This is a genomic window from Streptomyces sp. NRRL S-337, from assembly GCF_000720175.1.
In the GTDB taxonomy this organism is placed as follows: Bacteria; Actinomycetota; Actinomycetes; order Streptomycetales; family Streptomycetaceae; genus Streptomyces; species Streptomyces siderophoricus.
In genome coordinates this window covers 1-17896 of sequence record NZ_JOIX01000023.1, presented here as the reverse complement: position 1 = coordinate 17896, position 17896 = coordinate 1, and the positions used below count along the sequence as shown (strand labels likewise).

The window sequence follows — 17896 nt, the reverse complement described above, 5'->3', positions numbered from 1 at the left end:
CGTACGCGATGAATAAAAGGGGCTTTTTGCCGACGGCGGCCCCGCCGGCGTGATGTCCGAATTTCGCGATCATGTTCCTACGCACGGCATTTGAGGGTCCGTAGGGGCTCCGAGGGGGCTTACCACTTCCCTACGCGCCACGCCAAGGCTTCCCAGGCGTCAAGGACTTAGTGCGCGAAATAGCGTGGGATAGGTCACTCTTGAGTGTCCGTTATGTTCCCGTGATCCGGTCCGTTATGTCCCCGTGACCCGACGGTGGCCGGAGTTCGTGAACGCGGGCACGTGCCGGCGATCACGACGGGGTCACGAGCGAGTCACGGCCACGAGGCGGCCCGCCTATATCAGTTGAGGCGACCCCGCGCCAATTTGCCCTGGGCGGACACCACTTGATATTGGCCAATCCGCGCTGACCAGCGGTAACCCGTGTGAATGTCACCTCTGGTGATCACTCGCGTGCTTCACGTATGAAGATCACCGCTCATCCGGCTTCATGATCCTTCGCCGGGTGGTGAAGATCACAAAGGCGTTGTTCACCCCCGTGTCGCAGATCACAGACCAGCAGGCATAAGATGCAGGCGGTTCGGGCTTGTGAACTGCCTCACATGTGCACGATCTCCGAGGGGCGGCGAGCGGGCCCGGGCGGACCGCCATCCAGTCATCGTCGACTGAAGGGAGCGAGGACGGTGAACGCTTACGCGCCCATCCTCGTACTAGGGGCCCTCGGGGCAGGCTTTGCGATCTTCTCCGTCGTCATGGCCACGCTCGTCGGGCCCAGGCGCTACAACCGGGCCAAGCTCGAGGCGTACGAATGCGGGATCGAGCCGACGCCACAACCGTCCGGTGGCGGTCGCTTCCCGATCAAGTACTACCTGACGGCGATGCTCTTCATCGTCTTCGACATCGAGATCGTCTTCCTCTATCCCTGGGCCGTCACCTTCGACGCCCTGGGACTGTTCGGGCTCGTCGAGATGCTCCTCTTCGCGCTCACCGTCTTCGTCGCCTACGCCTACGTATGGCGTCGCGGCGGCCTGGAATGGGACTAGGGGCCACCCATGGGACTTGAAGAGAAACTGCCCAGCGGCTTCCTGCTGACCACCGTCGAACAGGCCGCCGGCTGGGTGCGCAAGTCATCGGTCTTCCCGGCGACCTTCGGGCTGGCCTGCTGCGCCATCGAGATGATGACGACCGGCGCCGGCCGCTACGACCTGGCCCGCTTCGGCATGGAGGTCTTCCGCGGCTCCCCGCGGCAGGCGGACCTGATGATCGTGGCCGGCCGGGTCAGCCAGAAGATGGCCCCCGTGCTGCGGCAGGTCTACGACCAGATGCCGAACCCGAAGTGGGTGATCTCCATGGGGGTTTGCGCCTCCTCGGGCGGCATGTTCAACAACTACGCGATCGTGCAGGGCGTCGACCACATCGTGCCCGTCGACATCTATCTCCCGGGCTGCCCGCCGCGCCCCGAAATGCTGATGGACGCCATCCTCAAGCTGCACGACAAGATCCAGCACACCAAGCTCGGGGTGAACCAGCAGCAGGCCGCCCGCGAGGCCGAGGAAGCGGCGCTCAAGGCGCTCCCGCTGATCGAGATGCCTCTTTCGTCCGAAAAGAAAGGGCTGCTGCGGTGAGTGAGCAGAAGAACCCCGAGCGTCCGGACGACGAGCCGCACGGCGGCAACGCCAACGACGACGCCGTACCGGCGCAGCGCGACGACACCGGCGAGGTGATTGCCACCCGCCGCGGGATGTTCGGTGCCAACAACGGCGGTGACACCAGCGGCTACGGCGGCCTGGTCCGCACCGTCCGGCTGCCCGGCGCGACCTCCCGGCCGTACGGCGGGCCCGGCGCCCCGGGGGCGTACGGCGACTTCGACGAGATCGCCGACGAACTCGAAGGCGCCCTCGACGAACAGGGCCTGGTCCCCGAGAACGTCATCGACAAGACCGTCGTCGACCGCGGCGAGCTGACCTTCCACATCGAGCGGGAGTACCTGCCGGCGGTCGCCCGGATCCTGCGCGACGACCCGGCGCTCCGCTTCGAGCTGTGTACCGGCGTCAGCGGCGTCCACTTCCCCGGCGACAAGGGCCGCGAGCTGCACGCCGTCTACCACCTGCGCTCGATCACCCACAACCGGCTGATCCGGCTGGAGGTCTCCGCCCCGGACGCGGACCCGCACATCCCCTCGCTCGTCGAGGTCTACCCGACCAACGACTGGCACGAGCGCGAGACCTACGACTTCTTCGGCCTGGTCTTCGACGGCCATCCCGCGCTGACCCGGATCATGATGCCGGACGACTGGCAGGGCTTCCCGCAGCGCAAGGACTACCCGCTCGGCGGCATTCCCGTCGAGTACAAGGGCGCCCAGATCCCGGCTCCCGACCAGCGGAGGTCGTACAGCTGATGACTACTGCACCGCACTCCCACTCCCCGAACGACCACCGCACGTCCAGCGACTTCGACACCACCGAGTCGCTCGCCCGGGAGACCACCGAGGGCACCGTCTACAACGTCACCGGCGGCGACTGGGACGAGGTCGCGGCGTCCGCGGCGAAGTCCGACGACGAGCGGATCATCGTCAACATGGGGCCGCAGCACCCGTCCACGCACGGCGTGCTCCGGCTGATCCTGGAGATCGACGGGGAGACCGTCACCGAGGCCCGCTGCGGCATCGGCTATCTGCACACCGGCATCGAGAAGAACCTCGAATACCGGACCTGGACGCAGGGCACCACCTTCGTCACGAGGATGGATTACCTCACCCCCTTCTTCAACGAGACGGCCTACTGCCTGGCCGTGGAGAAGCTGCTCGGCATCACCGACGACATCCCCGACCGGGCCTCGGTCGTCCGCGTGATGCTGATGGAACTCAACCGGCTCTCCTCCCACCTGGTGTGCATCGCCACCGGCGGCATGGAGCTGGGCGCCACCACGATCATGATCTACGGCTTCCGGGACCGCGAGCTGATCCTCGACATCTACGAGCTGATCACCGGCCTGCGGATGAACCACGCCTACATCCGGCCCGGCGGCCTGGCCCAGGACCTGCCCCCGGGCGCGGTCGACCAGGTGCGCGCCTTCGTCAAGAAGATGCGCAAGAACCTCCCCGAGTACGACAAGCTCGCCACCGGCAATCCGGTCTTCAAGGGCCGCATGGAAGGCATCGGCTACCTCGACCTGGCCGGCTGCATGGCCACCGGCGCCACCGGGCCGATCGTGCGCTCCGCCGGCCTGCCGCACGACCTGCGCAAGACCCAGCCGTACTGCGGTTATGAGGACTACGAGTTCGACATCCCGACCGCCGACACCTGCGACGCCTACGGGCGCTTCCTGGTCCGGCTGGAGGAGATGCGGCAGTCGCTGCGGATCATCGAGCAGTGCCTGGACCGGCTCGAACCCGGGCCGGTGATGGTCGCCGACAAGAAGATCGCCTGGCCCGCCCAGCTGGCCCTCGGGCCGGACGGCCTGGGCAACTCCCTCGACCACATCAAGAAGATCATGGGCACCTCGATGGAGGCCCTGATCCACCACTTCAAGCTCGTGACCGAGGGCTTCCGGGTCCCGCCCGGACAGGCCTACGCGGCCGTCGAGTCCCCCAAGGGTGAGCTGGGCGTGCACGCGGTCAGCGACGGCGGCACCCGCCCCTACCGGGTGCACTTCCGCGACCCGTCCTTCACCAACCTGCAGGCCATGGCGGCGATGTGCGAAGGCGGCCAGGTCGCCGACGTCATCGTCGCCGTCGCGTCCATCGACCCCGTGATGGGAGGCGTCGACCGGTGACCACTGCGTCTTCTCCGCAGGGAGCCCCCGCAAGCCCCACCAGTCTGGGGATGCCCGCGCTCCCCGCCCCCGACTACCCGGCCGACGTCCGGGCCCGGCTGGAGGCGGACGCCAAGGAGGTGATCGCCCGCTACCCCGGCCCGCGCTCGGCGCTGCTGCCGCTGCTGCACCTCGTCCAGGCCGAGGACGGGCACGTCACCCGCACCGGCATCCGCTTCTGCGCCGAACTGCTGGACCTGACCACCGCCGAGGTCACCGCCGTCTCGACCTTCTACTCCATGTACCGGCGCAAGGCCGGCGGCGACTACCAGGTCGGGGTCTGCACCAACACGCTGTGCGCGGTGATGGGCGGCGACGCCATCTTCGAGGAGCTCCAGGAGCACCTCGGCGTCGGCAACGGCGAGACCACCGAGGACGGCGCCGTCACCCTCGAACACATCGAGTGCAACGCCGCCTGCGACTTCGCGCCCGTCGTGATGGTCAACTGGGAGTTCTTCGACAACCAGACGCCGGAGTCCGCCCGGCAGCTCGTCGACGACCTGCGGGCCGGCCGGCCCGTCGAGCCCACCCGCGGCGCGCCGCTGTGCACCTTCAAGGAGACCGCCCGCATCCTCGCCGGATTCCCCGACGAGCGGCCGGGCGCCACCGCCGCCACCGGGAGCGCCGGCCCCGCCTCGCTGATCGGGCTCCGCCTGGCCAAGGGCGAGGCCGCGCCCGGCCCCGGCGCCGGCGCCGATCACGTCGTCTCGCCCCGTGCCGGCGAGGGCGGCCGTCCCGAGGAGGGCACCGCCGGCGAACCCCCCGGCGGCCACCCCGGCGAGCAGGCACCCGCGGGACACCCCAGCTCCCACGACGCCCCGCAGGAAACCTCGGCCTCCGACACGGCCCACCCGTCTCCCACCACCGCCCCGGACGGAGGGGCTCCGCCCCGCGGCGACGATACGGCCGGGCCCACCGCAGAGGAGGGGGAGTGATGACCGTGGCAGCCGAATACGGGGGCTCCTCCCGGCCACCGGCCGGGGGAGAGACCAGCCCCGAGAAGCTCCTCGTGCCCGTCCTGTCCGCCTTCTGGGACCAGCCCGAGGCCTGGACGCTGGAAACCTACCGCCGGCACGAGGGCTACGAGGGCCTGCGCAAGGCGCTCGCGATGTCCCCCGACGACGTCATCGCCTACGTCAAGGACTCCGGTCTGCGCGGCCGCGGCGGCGCGGGCTTCCCCACCGGAATGAAATGGCAGTTCATTCCGCAGGGCGACGGCAAACCGCACTATCTCGTTGTCAACGCCGACGAATCGGAGCCGGGGACCTGCAAGGACATCCCCCTCCTCTTCGCGAACCCGCATGCCCTCATCGAAGGGATCGTGATCGCCTGTCACGCGATCCGTGCGCACCACGCCTTCATCTATCTGCGCGGTGAGGTCGTACCCGTGCTGCGCCGGCTGCACGAAGCCGTGCGCGAGGCCTACGCGGCGGGCTTGCTCGGAAAGAACATCCTGGGGTCGGGACTCGACCTGGACGTGATCGTGCACGCGGGCGCCGGCGCGTACATCTGCGGTGAGGAAACCGCGCTGCTCGATTCCCTGGAGGGCCGTCGCGGACAGCCCCGGCTGCGTCCTCCCTTCCCGGCGGTGGCCGGCCTCTACGCCTGCCCCACTGTCGTCAACAACGTCGAATCCATCGCGTCGGTTCCCGCGATCCTGAACAAGGGCAAGGACTGGTTCAGGTCGATGGGCAGTGAGAAGTCCCCGGGCTTCACGCTCTACTCGCTCAGCGGCCACGTCGCCAACCCGGGCCAGTACGAAGCCCCGTTGGGCATCACCCTGCGCCAGCTGCTCGACATGAGCGGCGGGATGCGCCGCGGCCACCGGCTGAAGTTCTGGACGCCCGGCGGCTCCTCCACGCCGATGTTCACCGGCGAGCACCTCGACGTGCCCCTCGACTACGAGGGCGTCGGCGCGGCCGGCTCGATGCTCGGCACCAAGGCGCTGCAGTGCTTCGACGAGACCACCTGTGTCGTGCGGGCGGTCACCCGCTGGACCGAGTTCTACGCGCACGAGTCCTGCGGCAAGTGCACACCGTGCCGTGAAGGGACGTACTGGCTGGTGCAGTTGCTGCGCGACATCGAGGCGGGCAGGGCCCGCATGACCGACCTCGACAAGATCGCCGACATCGCCGACAACATCAACGGCAAGTCGTTCTGCGCGCTCGGCGACGGCGCCGCCTCGCCGATCTTCTCCTCGCTCACGTACTTCCGCGAGGAGTACGAGCAGCACATCACCGGCAAGGGCTGCCCGTTCGACCCCGCCAAGTCGACCCTGTGGGCCGACAACGACGCTCACCTGGGGGTGAATGCATGACCGTCACCACTACGGGGTCGAGCGGCGGCTCCGCCGCCATCCCCCCGGAGGACCTCGTCACCCTGACGATCGACGGCATCGAGATCTCCGTCCCCAAGGGGACGCTGGTCATCCGCGCCGCCGAACTCCTCGGCATCGAGATCCCGCGCTTCTGCGACCACCCGCTGCTGGACCCCGCGGGCGCCTGCCGGCAGTGCATCGTCGAGGTCGAGGGCCAGCGCAAGCCGATGGCGTCCTGCACGATCACCTGCACCGACGGCATGGTCGTCAAGTCGCAGCTGACGTCCCCGGTGGCCGAGAAGGCGCAGCGCGGCGTGATGGAGCTGCTGCTGATCAACCACCCGCTGGACTGCCCGGTCTGCGACAAGGGCGGCGAGTGCCCGCTGCAGAACCAGGCGATGCAGGTCGGCGACCCGGACTCGCGCTTCGAGGGAAAGAAGCGCACGTTCGCCAAGCCGGTGCCGATCTCCACCCAGGTGCTGCTGGACCGCGAGCGCTGCGTGCTGTGTGCGCGGTGCACCCGCTTCAGCAACCAGATCGCCGGCGACCCGATGATCGAGCTGGTCGAGCGCGGTGCGCTCCAGCAGGTCGGCACGGGGGAAGGCGACCCCTTCCAGTCGTACTTCTCCGGCAACACCATCCAGATCTGCCCGGTCGGCGCGCTCACCTCGGCCGCCTACCGCTTCCGCTCCCGCCCCTTCGACCTGGTGTCGTCGCCGTCGGTGTGCGAGCACTGCGCGGGCGGCTGCGCGACGCGTACCGACCACCGGCGCGGCAAGGTCATGCGGCGGCTGGCCGCCCACGACCCGGAGGTCAACGAGGAGTGGGTCTGCGACAAGGGGCGCTTCGCCTTCCGGTACGCGCAGCAGCGTGACCGGCTGGAGCACCCGTTGGTGCGCAATGCCGAGTCCGGGGAACTGGAGCCGGCGAGCTGGCCGGTGGCCCTGGACGCCGCGGCCCGCGGACTGGCCGCGGCCAAGGGCCGTACGGGTGTGCTGACCGGCGGCCGGCTCACCGTCGAGGACGCCTACGCGTACGCCAAGTTCGCCCGGATCGCGCTGCACACCAACGACATCGACTTCCGGGCGCGGGTGCACAGCGCCGAGGAGGCGGACTTCCTGGCCGCCCGGGTCGCCGGCCGCGGCCGTGACCTCGGGGGCGACGGGGTCACGTACACCGCCCTGGAGAAGGCGCCGGCCGTGCTGCTGGCGGGCATCGAGGCGGAGGAGGAGGCACCCGGCGTCTTCCTGCGGCTGCGCAAGGCCCACCGCAAGTACGGGCAGCGCACCTTCGGGCTCGCCGCCTACGCCTCCCGCGGGCTGATCAAGGCCGGCGGGACGCTGCTGCCGGCCGCGCCCGGCACCGAAACGGAATGGCTGGACGCGCTGGCCGGCGGCGCCGACCTCTCGGGTGCGGGGCACGCCGCGGCCGAGGCGCTGCGCGCGGCCGGCGCGGTGATCGTCGTCGGTGAGCGGCTGGCGGCGGTGCCGGGCGCGCTGACCGCCGCGGCGCGCGCCGCCGACGCGACCGGCGCGCAGCTGGTGTGGATCCCGCGGCGGGCGGGCGAACGCGGCGCCGTGGAGGCGGGCGCGCTGCCGGGCCTGCTGCCCGGCGGCCGGCCGGCCACCGACCCGCGGGCCCGCGACGAGGTCGCCGCCGCCTGGGGCGTCGCCGCGCTGCCGCACCGGCACGGCCGGGACACCGGCCAGATCATCGAGGCCGCGGCGACCGGTGAGCTGAGCGCGCTGCTGGTGGCCGGTGTCGAGGTCGCCGACCTGCCGGACCCGGCCCGGGCGCTGACCGCCCTGGACGAGGTCGGTTTCCTGGTCAGCCTGGAGCTGCGGCCCTCCGCGGTCACCGAGCGGGCCGATGTGGTCCTCCCGGTGGCGGCCGTGGTGGAGAAGGCCGGAACGTTTCTGAACTGGGAGGGCCGGGCCCGGCTGTTCGACGCCGCGCTCAAGCCCGACCAGATGACCCGCCGCCATCTGCTGCCGGACTCCCGGGTGCTGCACATGCTCGCCGACGCCCTCGACGTCCACCTGGCACTGCCGGACGTCGCCTCCGTACGCCGCGAGCTGACCCGGCTCGGCAGCTGGGACGGCCCGTACGCGGGCGACCCGCTGGAGAGCGGGCGGCCGCTGCCCCGGCCCGGCACCGGCGAGGCGGTGCTCGCCGGGCACCGGCTGCTGCTGGACCAGGGCGTCCTCCAGGAAGGCGACGAGGCGTTGGCCGGCACCCGGCACGCCGCCGTCGCCCGGCTGTCGGAGGCCACCGCCGCCGAGACCGGCGTCAAGGACGGCGACCTGCTGGCGGTCAGCGGGCCGGCCGGCTCGGTGCGGCTGCCGCTCGCGGTCACGCCGATGCCCGACCGGGTGGTGTGGCTGCCGCTGAACTCCACGGGCGGGGGCGTCGCCGCCGACACCGGTGCGCGCCCCGGCGAACTGGTGAGGATCTCCGCCGCCCCGGGCACGCCGGAGCCGGCCAAGGAGGTGGACGCATGATGCAGCTCGGTCAACTGGCCGCCGCGCAGACCGCGCTGGCCCAGGAGGACCTGTCGATGTTCGGCCGCGACCCGTGGTGGCTGGTCGTCGTCAAGGCGGTCTTCTGCTTCGCGTTCCTGATGCTGACGGTGCTGTTCTCCATCGTGTGGGAGCGCAAGGTCGTCGCCTGGATGCAGCTGCGCATCGGCCCCAACCGGCACGGGCCCTGGGGCATGCTCCAGTCGCTCGCCGACGGCATCAAGCTGATGCTGAAGGAGGACCTGGTCGTCCGGCGGGCCGACAAGGTCGTCTACGTCCTCGCGCCGATCGTGGCGGCCATCCCGGCGTTCATGGCGATCGCGGTGATCCCGTTCGGCCCGGCCGGCAACGAGGTCTCGATCTTCGGGCAGCGCACCACGATGCAGCTGACCGACCTGCCCATCGGCATCCTGTACATCCTGGCCACCGCGTCGATCGGCATCTACGGCATCGTGCTGGCGGGCTGGTCCTCCGGCTCGACGTACCCGCTGCTCGGCGGTCTCCGCTCGTGCGCGCAGATGATCTCGTACGAGATCGCGATGGGCGCCGCCTTCGCCTCGGTCTTCCTGTACTCCGGGTCGATGTCGACCTCCACCATCGTGGAGTCGCAGGCGAACAGGTGGTACATCCTGCTGCTGCCGGTGTCGTTCCTCATCTACATCGCGACGATGGTGGGGGAGACCAACCGGGCGCCGTTCGACATGCCGGAGTCCGAGGGCGACCTCGTCGGCGGCTTCAACACCGAGTACTCGTCCATCAAGTTCGCGATGTTCATGCTCGCCGAGTACGTGAACATGGTGACGGTCTCGGCGGTCGCGACCACCCTCTTCCTCGGCGGCTGGCGGGCCCCGTACCCGATCTCGGCGTTCTGGGAGGGCGCGAACCACGGCTGGTGGCCGATGCTGTGGTTCACGATCAAGGTGCAGCTGCTGCTGTTCTTCTTCATCTGGCTGCGCGGCACGCTCCCCCGCGTGCGCTACGACCAGCTGATGAAGCTGGGCTGGAAGGTCCTCATCCCGATCTCGCTGGTCTGGCTGATGCTCGTCGCCACCGTCCGGGCGCTGAAGAACGAGGGCTACGACTTCTCCCAGATCGTGCTCTACGTCGCCGGCGGCGCGGTCGCGCTGCTGCTGATCTCCCTGCTGGTGGACTTCTTCCGGCGCGGCGAGAAGGAGGAGGAGCCGGACGGCGAGGGGGCGTTCGACCCGATGGCCGGCGGGTTCCCGGTGCCACCGCTGCCCGGACAGAGCCTGCCGCCGGTGCCGCGCCGGCGCCCGCGCGGGGGAGACCGCGAGTTGATTGTCAGTGGCCAGGTGGACACTGTCAGTGACGGAAACGCAATCGACGGAAAGGGGGGCGACGGTGCCTGAGTTCCAGAACCCCGTGGCCGGCTTCGGCGTGACCTTCAAGGCCATGTTCAAGAAGCGGCTGACCGAGCAGTACCCGGAGGAGAAGAAGCCGACGGCGCCGCGCTTCCACGGCCGCCATCAGCTCAACCGCCACCCCGACGGGCTGGAGAAGTGCGTCGGCTGCGAGCTGTGCGCCTGGGCCTGCCCGGCCGACGCGATCTACGTCGAGGGCGCGGACAACACCGACGAGGAGCGCTACTCCCCCGGCGAGCGCTACGGCCGCGTCTACCAGATCAACTACCTGCGCTGCATCCTGTGCGGCCTGTGCGTGGAGGCCTGCCCCACCCGCGCACTGACCATGACCAATGAGTACGAACTCGCCGACCGGTCCCGCGCCTCGCTCATCTACACCAAGGAGGAGCTGCTCGCCGGCCTGGAGGACACGATGGTCGACACGCCGCACGCCATCCACCCCGGCATGACGGAGAAGGACTACTACAGCGGCCTGGTGACCGAGGCCGCCCCGGGGACGGTCCGCCAAGTGGCCCGCTCCAAGGGCGAGAAGCCCCAGGAGGCCGCGGCCACGACCGGTCCGCAGGAGCCCGCCGCGGGGGAGGTGACCGAGCGATGATCTCCCTCGCCGCCGCGGCCTCCACCGGCGAGGCCGTCCAGTTCTGGCTCCTGGGCATCGTCGCCGTCGTCGGCGCCCTCGGCACGATCCTGATGAAGCGGGCCGTGCACAGCGCCCTGTCGCTCGCCGGCACCATGATCGTCCTGGCGGTCTTCTACCTCGCCAACGGCGCGTACTTCCTCGGCGTCGTGCAGATCGTCGTCTACACCGGCGCGATCATGATGCTGTTCCTGTTCGTCGTCATGCTCGTCGGCGTCACCGCCGCGGACTCCCTCAAGGAGACGCTCAAGGGCCAGCGCTGGCTCGCCGCCGGACTGGGCCTCGGCTTCGGCATCCTGCTGATCGCCGGCATCGGCAACGCCTCCCTCAAGGAGTTCAACGGCCTGGGCGAGGCCAACGCCGGAGGCAACGTCCAGGGCCTGGCCGCGCTCATCTTCACCAAGTACGTCTTCGCCTTCGAAGTCACCGGCGCCCTGCTGATCACCGCGGCCGTCGGCGCGATGGTGCTCACCCACCGGGAGCGCACCGAGCGCGCCAGGACCCAGCGCGAGCAGTCCGAGGCCCGCGTCCGCGAAGGCAAGCAGGTGCCGCCGCTGCCCGCCCCCGGCGTCTACGCCCGGCACAACGCCGTGGACATCCCCGGCCTGCTGCCCGACGGCACCCCGTCCGAGCTGACCGTCAATCCGACACTGCGCGCCCGCGGCCAGATCCGGGACGTCTCCCGCGAGTCGCTCGCCGAGCTGAAGGCGCTGGAGCGGCGCTCCGAGGACTGGCTCGGCCGCGGCTCCGGCGAGCAGCCCGAAGCCCCGCCGTCCGGTGGCGCGTCGCCGAAGGAGCACAAGGAGGGGGCCAAGAAATGAACCCGGTCTACTACCTCTATCTCGCCGCCCTGCTGTTCACCATCGGCGCGGCCGGGGTGCTGATCAGGCGGAACGCCATCGTGGTGTTCATGTGCATCGAGCTGATGCTCAACGCCTGCAACCTCGCCTTCGTCACCTTCTCCCGCCTGCACGGGAATCTGGACGGCCAGATCATCGCCTTCTTCACGATGGTCGTCGCCGCGGCCGAGGTCGTGGTCGGCCTGGCGATCATCGTGACGATCTTCCGCACCCGTCATACGGCCTCGGTCGACGACGCCAGCCTGATGAAGCTGTAAGGGGTCGCCCAAAGTGGAGAACTTGATCGCGCTGCTCGTCGCGGCACCGCTGGTCGGTGCGGCCCTGCTGCTGTGCGGCGGAAAACGGCTCGACCGCACCGGCCACTGGCTCGGCACCCTCTTCGCGGCGGCGTCGTTCGCCGTCGGGGTGGCGCTCTTCGCCGACATGCTCGGCAGGAGCGCCGACCACCGGGCGCTGCACCAGCACCTGTTCACCTGGATCCCGGTCGGCGGCTTCCGTGCCGACGTCGCCTTCCAGCTCGACCAGCTGTCCATGACCTTCGTCCTGTTGATCACCGGCGTCGGCTCACTGATCCACGTCTACTCGATCGGCTACATGGAGCACGACGAACGGCGCCGCCGCTTCTTCGGCTACCTCAACCTCTTCCTCGCGGCGATGCTGCTGCTCGTCCTCGCCGACAACTACCTCCTGCTGTACGTCGGTTGGGAGGGCGTCGGCCTCGCCTCGTACCTCCTCATCGGCTTCTGGCAGCACAAGCCGAGCGCGGCCACCGCCGCCAAGAAGGCGTTCCTCGTCAACCGCGTCGGCGACATGGGCCTGTCCATTGCGATCATGCTGATGTTCACGACGTTCGGGACGTTCGCGTTCGGCCCGGTGCTCGCCTCCACCGGCGCCACCTCCGAGGGCAAGCTCACCGCCATCGGGCTGATGCTGCTGCTGGCCGCCTGCGGCAAGTCCGCCCAGGTACCGCTGCAGTCCTGGCTCGGGGACGCCATGGAGGGCCCCACCCCGGTCTCCGCCCTGATCCACGCCGCCACGATGGTCACCGCCGGCGTGTATCTGATCACCCGCTCCGGGGCGATCTTCAACGCCGCACCGGACGCCCAGACCGCCGTCGTCGCGGTCGGCGCGGTCACCCTCCTCTTCGGTGCGATCGTCGGTTGCGCCAAGGACGACATCAAGAAGGCCCTCGCCGGCTCGACGATGTCGCAGATCGGCTACATGATCCTGGCCGCCGGCCTGGGCCCGATCGGCTACGCCTTCGCGATCATGCACCTGGTCACCCACGGCTTCTTCAAGGCGGGCCTCTTCCTCGGCGCCGGCTCGGTGATGCACGGCATGAACGACGAGGTGGACATGCGCCGTTACGGCGGCCTGCGCAAGTACATGCCGGTCACCTTCGTCACCTTCGGCCTCGGCTATCTCGCGATCATCGGCTTCCCCGGCCTGTCCGGCTTCTTCTCCAAGGACAAGATCATCGAGGCGGCGTTCGCCAAGGGCGGCACAGAGGGCTGGATCCTCGGCGGCGCGGCCCTCCTGGGCGCCGCGATCACCGCGTTCTACATGACCCGGGTGATGCTGATGACCTTCTTCGGCGAGGAGCGCTGGCGCAAGGCACCCACCCCGTCGCCCGACCAGCCCTCCGTCGAGCCCGCGGCCGAGACCAGGGGCGAGTACGCTCCGCCGCACCCGCACGAGTCGCCGAAGGTCATGACCCTCCCCATGATCGTGCTGGCCATCGGATCGGTCTTCGCCGGCGGCCTGTTCAGCCTCAACGAGGCCTTCGTGAAGTGGCTGGAGCCCGTCACCTCCTTCGCGCACGGTCACCCCCCGGTCAGCGCCACGACCGTTACCGCCGCCACCATCGCCGTCCTCCTCCTCGGCGTCGGCGTCGCCTGGCTGATGTACGGCCGCCGGCCGGTCCCGTCGCTCGCCCCCCGCGGCTCGCTGCTCACCCGCGCCGCCCGCCGCGACCTCCTCCAGGACGACTTCAACGACATCGTCTTCGTCCGCGGCGGCGGCCACCTGACCACCACCCTCGTCCAGCTCGACCACACCCTGGTGGACGGCGCGGTCAACGGCACGGCCGCCTCCATGGGCGGACTCTCCGGCCTGCTCCGCCAGTTGCAGAGCGGCTTCGTCCGCTCCTACGCGGTCCAGATGCTGGGCGGGGCCGCCGTACTCGTCGCCGCGACCCTGCTGATGAGGGGTGTCTGAGCCATGTCGTTTCCCCTGCTGACGGCGACGGCCGTGGTACCGGCGATCGGCGCGATCGCCACCGCCGCGCTGCCCGCCGCCAAGCGCACCGCGGCCAAATGGCTCGCGCTGCTCTTCTCCCTCCTCACCTTCGCGCTCGCCCTGGTCGTCGCGTTCCGCTTCGACCCCGGCGCCAAGGGCCCCTTCCAGCTCACCGAATCGCACGCCTGGATCCGCGACTTCGGGGTCCGCTACGAACTCGGCGTCGACGGCATCGCGGTCGCCCTGATCGCGCTGACCGCCCTGCTCGTCCCGTTCGTCATCCTGGCCGGCTGGCACGACGCCGACACGCTGGAGGAGGCAACGCCCAACCGGCGCTGGCGGCCCACCCAGGGCTTCTTCGCCCTGATCCTCGCCGTCGAGGCGATGGTGGTGATCTCCTTCGAGGCCACCGACGTCTTCCTCTTCTACATCTTCTTCGAAGCCATGCTGATCCCGATGTACTTCCTCATCGGAGGCTTCGGGGACCGCGCCGGCGCCGACGGCGAGGAACGCTCCGCGGGCCGCAGGTCGCAGGCGGCGGTGAAGTTCCTGCTCTACAACCTCGCCGGCGGACTGATCATGCTGGCCGCGGTCATCGGGCTGTACGCCGTCACCGCCGACCAGCTCGGCACCGGCACCTTCTCCCTGACGCAGATCGTCGACGCCCGCGCGGCCGGGCAGCTGGACCTCGGCACCACCACCGAACGCCTGCTGTTCCTCGGCTTCTTCTTCGCCTTCGCCGTCAAGGCCCCGCTCTGGCCGCTGCACACCTGGCTGCCCGGCGCCATGAGCGAATCGACCGCCCCCGTCGCCGTCCTGATCACCGCCGTGGTCGACAAGGTCGGCACCTTCGCCATGCTCCGCTTCTGCCTCCAGCTCTTCCCGCAGGCCAGCAGCTGGGCCACCCCCGTCATCCTGATCCTCGCCCTGATCAGCATCGTCTACGGCGCCCTGCTCGCGGTCGCCCAGCGCGACATCAAGCGGCTGATCGCCTACGCCTCGATCTCCCACTTCGGCTTCATCATCCTGGGCATCTTCGCCATGACGTCCCAGGGCCAGGGCGGCGCCACGCTCTACATGGTCAACCACGGCATCTCGACCGCCGCCCTGATGCTGGTCGCCGGCTTCCTCATCAGCCGCCGCGGCTCCCGGCTCATCGCGGACTTCGGCGGCGTCCAGAAGGTCGCCCCCATGCTCGCCGGCACGTTCCTGATCGGCGGCCTGGCCACCCTCTCCCTGCCCGGCCTGGCCCCGTTCGTCAGCGAATTCCTCGTCCTGGTCGGCACGTTCAGCCGCCACCCGGTCATCGGCGTCATCGCCACCCTCGGCATCGTCCTCGCCGCGCTCTACGTCCTCGTCCTCTACCAGCGGACGATGACCGGGCCGGTGAAGAGCGAGGTCAGCGCCATGCCCGACCTGCGGGCCCGGGAACTGGTGGTGGTCGCGCCGCTGATCGCGCTGCTGCTCTTCCTCGGCGTGTACCCCAAACCGCTCACCGACCTCGTCAACCCGGCGGTCGAGCACACCCTGTCCGTCGTGGACAAGAAGGACCCCAAGCCCACTGCGCAGGTGAACGCCGTGCCCGGCAGCGGCCGGACCGGTCACGCCGCGAGTGATCAAGATGTGGAGGCCGCGAAGTGAGTTCCGTGGCAAGTGTCCACAGCCTGTGGACAGCGGCGGCCGGAGCACCGGGCAAGATCCCGGGGCCGCACATCGAGTACGCCCAGCTCTCGCCCACCCTGATCGTCCTCGGGGCCGCGGTGCTCGGCATCATGATCGAAGCCTTCGTCCCGCGCCGCAGCCGCTACTACTCCCAGCTGCTGCTGTCCCTGGTGGCGCTGGCCGCCGCGTTCGCCGCGGTGATCGGCCTGGCAGCCGCCGGCTTCGGCTCGTCCAAGGCCCATGTCGCCGCGATGGGTGCCGTCGCCGTGGACGGCCCCGCGCTGTTCCTCCAGGGCACGATCCTGCTGGTCTCCCTGATCGCCGTCTTCACCTTCGCCGAGCGTCGGCTCGACCCGGCGGCACACGGCAGACACGTGGACTCCTTCGCCGCCCAGCCCGCGGCCGTCCCCGGCGGCGCCGCCGAACAGGCCGCCGTCAAGGCCGGGTTCACCACCACCGAGGTCTTCCCGATCCTGCTCTTCGCGGTCGGCGGCATGCTGATCTTCCCGGCGGCCAACGACCTGCTGACGCTCTTCGTCGCGCTGGAGGTCTTCTCCCTCCCGCTGTACATCCTGTGCGCTCTCGCCCGCCGCCAGCGGCTGCTGTCGCAGGAGTCCGCGCTCAAGTACTTCCTCCTCGGCGCGTTTTCCTCCGCCTTCCTCCTGTTCGGCGTCGCCCTGCTCTACGGATACGCGGGCACGGTGACGTACGCCGGGATCGCCGAGGTCGTCTCGGACGGCGCCAAGCAGATCGACCCGGCCCTGGCCGGCACGATGAGCAACGACGCACTGCTGCTGATCGGCGGGGCGCTGGTGCTGATGGGCCTGCTGTTCAAGGTCGGCGCGGTCCCGTTCCACATGTGGACCCCGGACGTCTACCAGGGCGCCCCGACGCCGGTCACCGGCTTCATGGCGGCCGCCACCAAGGTCGCCGCGTTCGGTGCGCTGCTGCGGGTGCTGTATGTCGTCCTGCCCGGCATGCGCTGGGACTGGCGGCCGGTGATGTGGGGCGTCGCGATCATCACGATGCTGGGCGGCGCGATCGTCGCCATCACCCAGACCGACATCAAGCGGCTGCTGGCGTACTCCTCCATCGCGCACGCCGGGTTCATCCTCGCCGGTGTCATCGCCACGAGTAAGGACGGCGTCTCCTCGGTGCTGTTCTACCTGGGCGCCTACTCCTTCGTGACGCTCGGCGCGTTCGCCGTCGTCACCCTGGTGCGGGACGCGGGCGGCGAGGCCACCCAGCTGTCCAAGTGGGCCGGCCTCGGCCGGCGTTCGCCGCTGGTCGCCGCGGTCTTCGCGGTGTTCCTGCTGGCCTTCGCCGGCATCCCGCTGACCTCCGGTTTCGCCGGGAAGTTCGCGGTCTTCAAGGCGGCCGCGCAGAGCGGCGCGGGCTGGCTGGTGGTGGTCGGTGTGATCTCCTCCGCCATCGCCGCGTTCTTCTACATCCGCGTCATCGTCGTGATGTTCTTCAACGAGCCCAAGGCCGAAGGCCCGACCGTGGCGGTGCCCAGCCCGTTGACCTCCACAGCCATCGCCGTCGGCGTCACCGCCACCCTGGTCCTGGGCCTGGCGCCGCAGTACTTCCTCGACCTGGCAGGGCATGCGGGAGTCTTCGTGCGCTGAACGGCGGTCGGCCGGCCTCGGCCCGGCCGACCGCCGGACCGGAACCGCGGATGCGTTCGCGGTGCTCGCATCACCCCATGCGGCAACGGCCGCCGTCCGGAGCCCTCGGGGGGTTCCGGACGGCGGCCGTTCGCCGTGCACGGCGGCCGACCCACCAGCGGTCGGTCCGGCGGGGTGGGCGGTCAGCTCTTGGGCATCCCGCTCGGCAGCTCGGGCATGTCGGGGATCTTCATGCTGCCGTCGCCGGTCTTGGTGTACTTCTCGGTGGGGCCGTTCTTCCAGTCGACGGTCAGGGTCTTGCCGTCCGACCCGGCCTTGAGCGTGCCCATGGTGCGGGTGGTGTCCCCGTCGGTGCACTTGAGGGCGGCCATGGTCATCCCGGCCATCTCCTGGACCTTGCCCAGACACGCGGACTTGTGTCCGTTGCTGAACGCGACCGTGCCCTTGGTGATCACCAGGACGAGCGGGCTGCTGTCCGTACCGGCCTTCCAGGCCCCCTCGACCGCCTTCGGGCTCGCGGGCTTGTCCGCACCTCCCGGAGTCGACGTCGGAGCCTCCGGCGTCTTGCTCGGCTTGCTGTCGCTGCCGTTGCCGCCGCTGCTTCCGCAACCGCTGAGCAGCATCGCGGCGATGGCTGCCGCCCCGGCGATCTGTGCTGCCTTGCGCACGTACGTCTCCTCCGTTGTGGGTCAGGGACCGTGAGGCTAACAGCGCCCCGCCCCACCGTCCGCCCCGTCATCGCTCTTGCATCAACGCCGGTACGCAGTTGGTGTGGGGCCTGTCTCTTATACACATCTCCGAGCCCACGAGACGGACTCCTATCTCGTATGCCGTCTTCTG

The 17896-nt window shown here is 69.9% G+C and carries 15 protein-coding genes; 14 read left to right on the top strand and 1 reads right to left on the bottom strand.

The genetic code is table 11. The features are described 5' to 3' along the window. Nucleotides 1–683 precede the first annotated feature (683 nt). The 14 genes from IG62_RS0118540 to nuoN are packed head-to-tail and all read left to right on the top strand — an operon-like array spanning nucleotide 684 to nucleotide 17056. Nucleotides 684–1043 (top strand): NADH-quinone oxidoreductase subunit A, encoded by a 360-nt coding sequence (locus IG62_RS0118540; protein ID WP_030262580.1) that lies wholly within the window; start codon nucleotides 684–686, stop codon nucleotides 1041–1043. A 9-nt stretch (nucleotides 1044–1052) separates the two neighbouring features. Continuing rightward, complete coding sequence (locus IG62_RS0118535) at nucleotides 1053–1625, top strand: NuoB/complex I 20 kDa subunit family protein (RefSeq protein ID WP_030803825.1); 573 nt, start codon at nucleotides 1053–1055, stop codon at nucleotides 1623–1625. Further along, the gene (locus IG62_RS0118530; RefSeq protein WP_030803822.1) at nucleotides 1622–2398 is read left to right on the top strand and encodes an NADH-quinone oxidoreductase subunit C; all 777 of its coding nucleotides are present in this window, start codon (nucleotides 1622–1624) and stop codon (nucleotides 2396–2398) included. Before IG62_RS0118535 ends, IG62_RS0118530 begins: the two co-directional genes overlap by 4 nt. Further along, a complete protein-coding gene (locus IG62_RS0118525; RefSeq protein ID WP_030803817.1) occupies nucleotides 2398–3774 on the top strand; it encodes an NADH-quinone oxidoreductase subunit D in 1377 nt (458 codons plus the stop codon). The genes IG62_RS0118530 and IG62_RS0118525 overlap by 1 nt, the downstream gene beginning before the upstream one ends. After that, a complete protein-coding gene (gene nuoE, locus IG62_RS0118520) occupies nucleotides 3771–4748 on the top strand; it encodes an NADH-quinone oxidoreductase subunit NuoE (protein WP_030803813.1) in 978 nt (325 codons plus the stop codon). The genes IG62_RS0118525 and nuoE overlap by 4 nt, the downstream gene beginning before the upstream one ends. Continuing rightward, nucleotides 4748–6130, top strand: coding sequence for an NADH-quinone oxidoreductase subunit NuoF (nuoF, locus tag IG62_RS0118515; protein ID WP_030803810.1), 1383 nt, complete (start codon nucleotides 4748–4750; stop codon nucleotides 6128–6130). Before nuoE ends, nuoF begins: the two co-directional genes overlap by 1 nt. Continuing rightward, on the top strand, nucleotides 6127–8631 hold the full coding sequence (locus IG62_RS0118510; RefSeq protein WP_030803807.1) for an NADH-quinone oxidoreductase subunit G: 2505 nt from the start codon (nucleotides 6127–6129) through the stop codon (nucleotides 8629–8631). Before nuoF ends, IG62_RS0118510 begins: the two co-directional genes overlap by 4 nt. Further along, a complete protein-coding gene (nuoH, locus tag IG62_RS0118505) occupies nucleotides 8628–10019 on the top strand; it encodes an NADH-quinone oxidoreductase subunit NuoH (RefSeq protein ID WP_030803804.1) in 1392 nt (463 codons plus the stop codon). Before IG62_RS0118510 ends, nuoH begins: the two co-directional genes overlap by 4 nt. Beyond that, on the top strand, nucleotides 10012–10629 hold the full coding sequence (gene nuoI / locus IG62_RS0118500) for an NADH-quinone oxidoreductase subunit NuoI (RefSeq protein WP_030803801.1): 618 nt from the start codon (nucleotides 10012–10014) through the stop codon (nucleotides 10627–10629). Before nuoH ends, nuoI begins: the two co-directional genes overlap by 8 nt. Beyond that, complete coding sequence (locus IG62_RS0118495; protein WP_030803797.1) at nucleotides 10626–11489, top strand: NADH-quinone oxidoreductase subunit J; 864 nt, start codon at nucleotides 10626–10628, stop codon at nucleotides 11487–11489. The genes nuoI and IG62_RS0118495 overlap by 4 nt, the downstream gene beginning before the upstream one ends. Continuing rightward, on the top strand, nucleotides 11486–11785 hold the full coding sequence (gene nuoK, locus IG62_RS0118490; RefSeq protein WP_030283548.1) for an NADH-quinone oxidoreductase subunit NuoK: 300 nt from the start codon (nucleotides 11486–11488) through the stop codon (nucleotides 11783–11785). Before IG62_RS0118495 ends, nuoK begins: the two co-directional genes overlap by 4 nt. A gap of 13 nt (nucleotides 11786–11798) precedes the next feature. After that, nucleotides 11799–13745, top strand: a complete 1947-nt coding sequence (gene nuoL, locus IG62_RS0118485) for an NADH-quinone oxidoreductase subunit L (protein WP_030803793.1) — start codon at nucleotides 11799–11801, stop codon at nucleotides 13743–13745. A 3-nt stretch (nucleotides 13746–13748) separates the two neighbouring features. Continuing rightward, on the top strand, nucleotides 13749–15407 hold the full coding sequence (locus IG62_RS0118480; protein ID WP_030803790.1) for an NADH-quinone oxidoreductase subunit M: 1659 nt from the start codon (nucleotides 13749–13751) through the stop codon (nucleotides 15405–15407). Continuing rightward, nucleotides 15404–17056, top strand: coding sequence for an NADH-quinone oxidoreductase subunit NuoN (nuoN, locus tag IG62_RS0118475; RefSeq protein ID WP_030803786.1), 1653 nt, complete (start codon nucleotides 15404–15406; stop codon nucleotides 17054–17056). The genes IG62_RS0118480 and nuoN overlap by 4 nt, the downstream gene beginning before the upstream one ends. 182 nt (nucleotides 17057–17238) lie before the next feature. Here nuoN and IG62_RS0118470 read toward each other — a convergent pair whose 3' ends face one another. Next, nucleotides 17239–17724: a hypothetical protein gene (locus tag IG62_RS0118470; protein WP_030803783.1), complete on the bottom strand. Its 486-nt coding sequence runs from the start codon at nucleotides 17722–17724 to the stop codon at nucleotides 17239–17241. Between the last annotated feature and the right edge of the window lie 172 nt (nucleotides 17725–17896).

Coding starts and splice junctions, on each gene's coding strand:
- IG62_RS0118535 (WP_030803825.1), top strand. CDS start 1,053: ATGGGACTTGAAGAGAAACTGCCCAGCGGCTTCCTGCTGACCACCGTC.
- IG62_RS0118525 (WP_030803817.1), top strand. CDS start 2,398: ATGACTACTGCACCGCACTCCCACTCCCCGAACGACCACCGCACGTCC.
- nuoF (WP_030803810.1), top strand. CDS start 4,748: ATGACCGTGGCAGCCGAATACGGGGGCTCCTCCCGGCCACCGGCCGGG.
- IG62_RS0118510 (WP_030803807.1), top strand. CDS start 6,127: ATGACCGTCACCACTACGGGGTCGAGCGGCGGCTCCGCCGCCATCCCC.
- nuoH (WP_030803804.1), top strand. CDS start 8,628: ATGATGCAGCTCGGTCAACTGGCCGCCGCGCAGACCGCGCTGGCCCAG.
- IG62_RS0118495 (WP_030803797.1), top strand. CDS start 10,626: ATGATCTCCCTCGCCGCCGCGGCCTCCACCGGCGAGGCCGTCCAGTTC.
- nuoK (WP_030283548.1), top strand. CDS start 11,486: ATGAACCCGGTCTACTACCTCTATCTCGCCGCCCTGCTGTTCACCATC.
- IG62_RS0118480 (WP_030803790.1), top strand. CDS start 13,749: ATGTCGTTTCCCCTGCTGACGGCGACGGCCGTGGTACCGGCGATCGGC.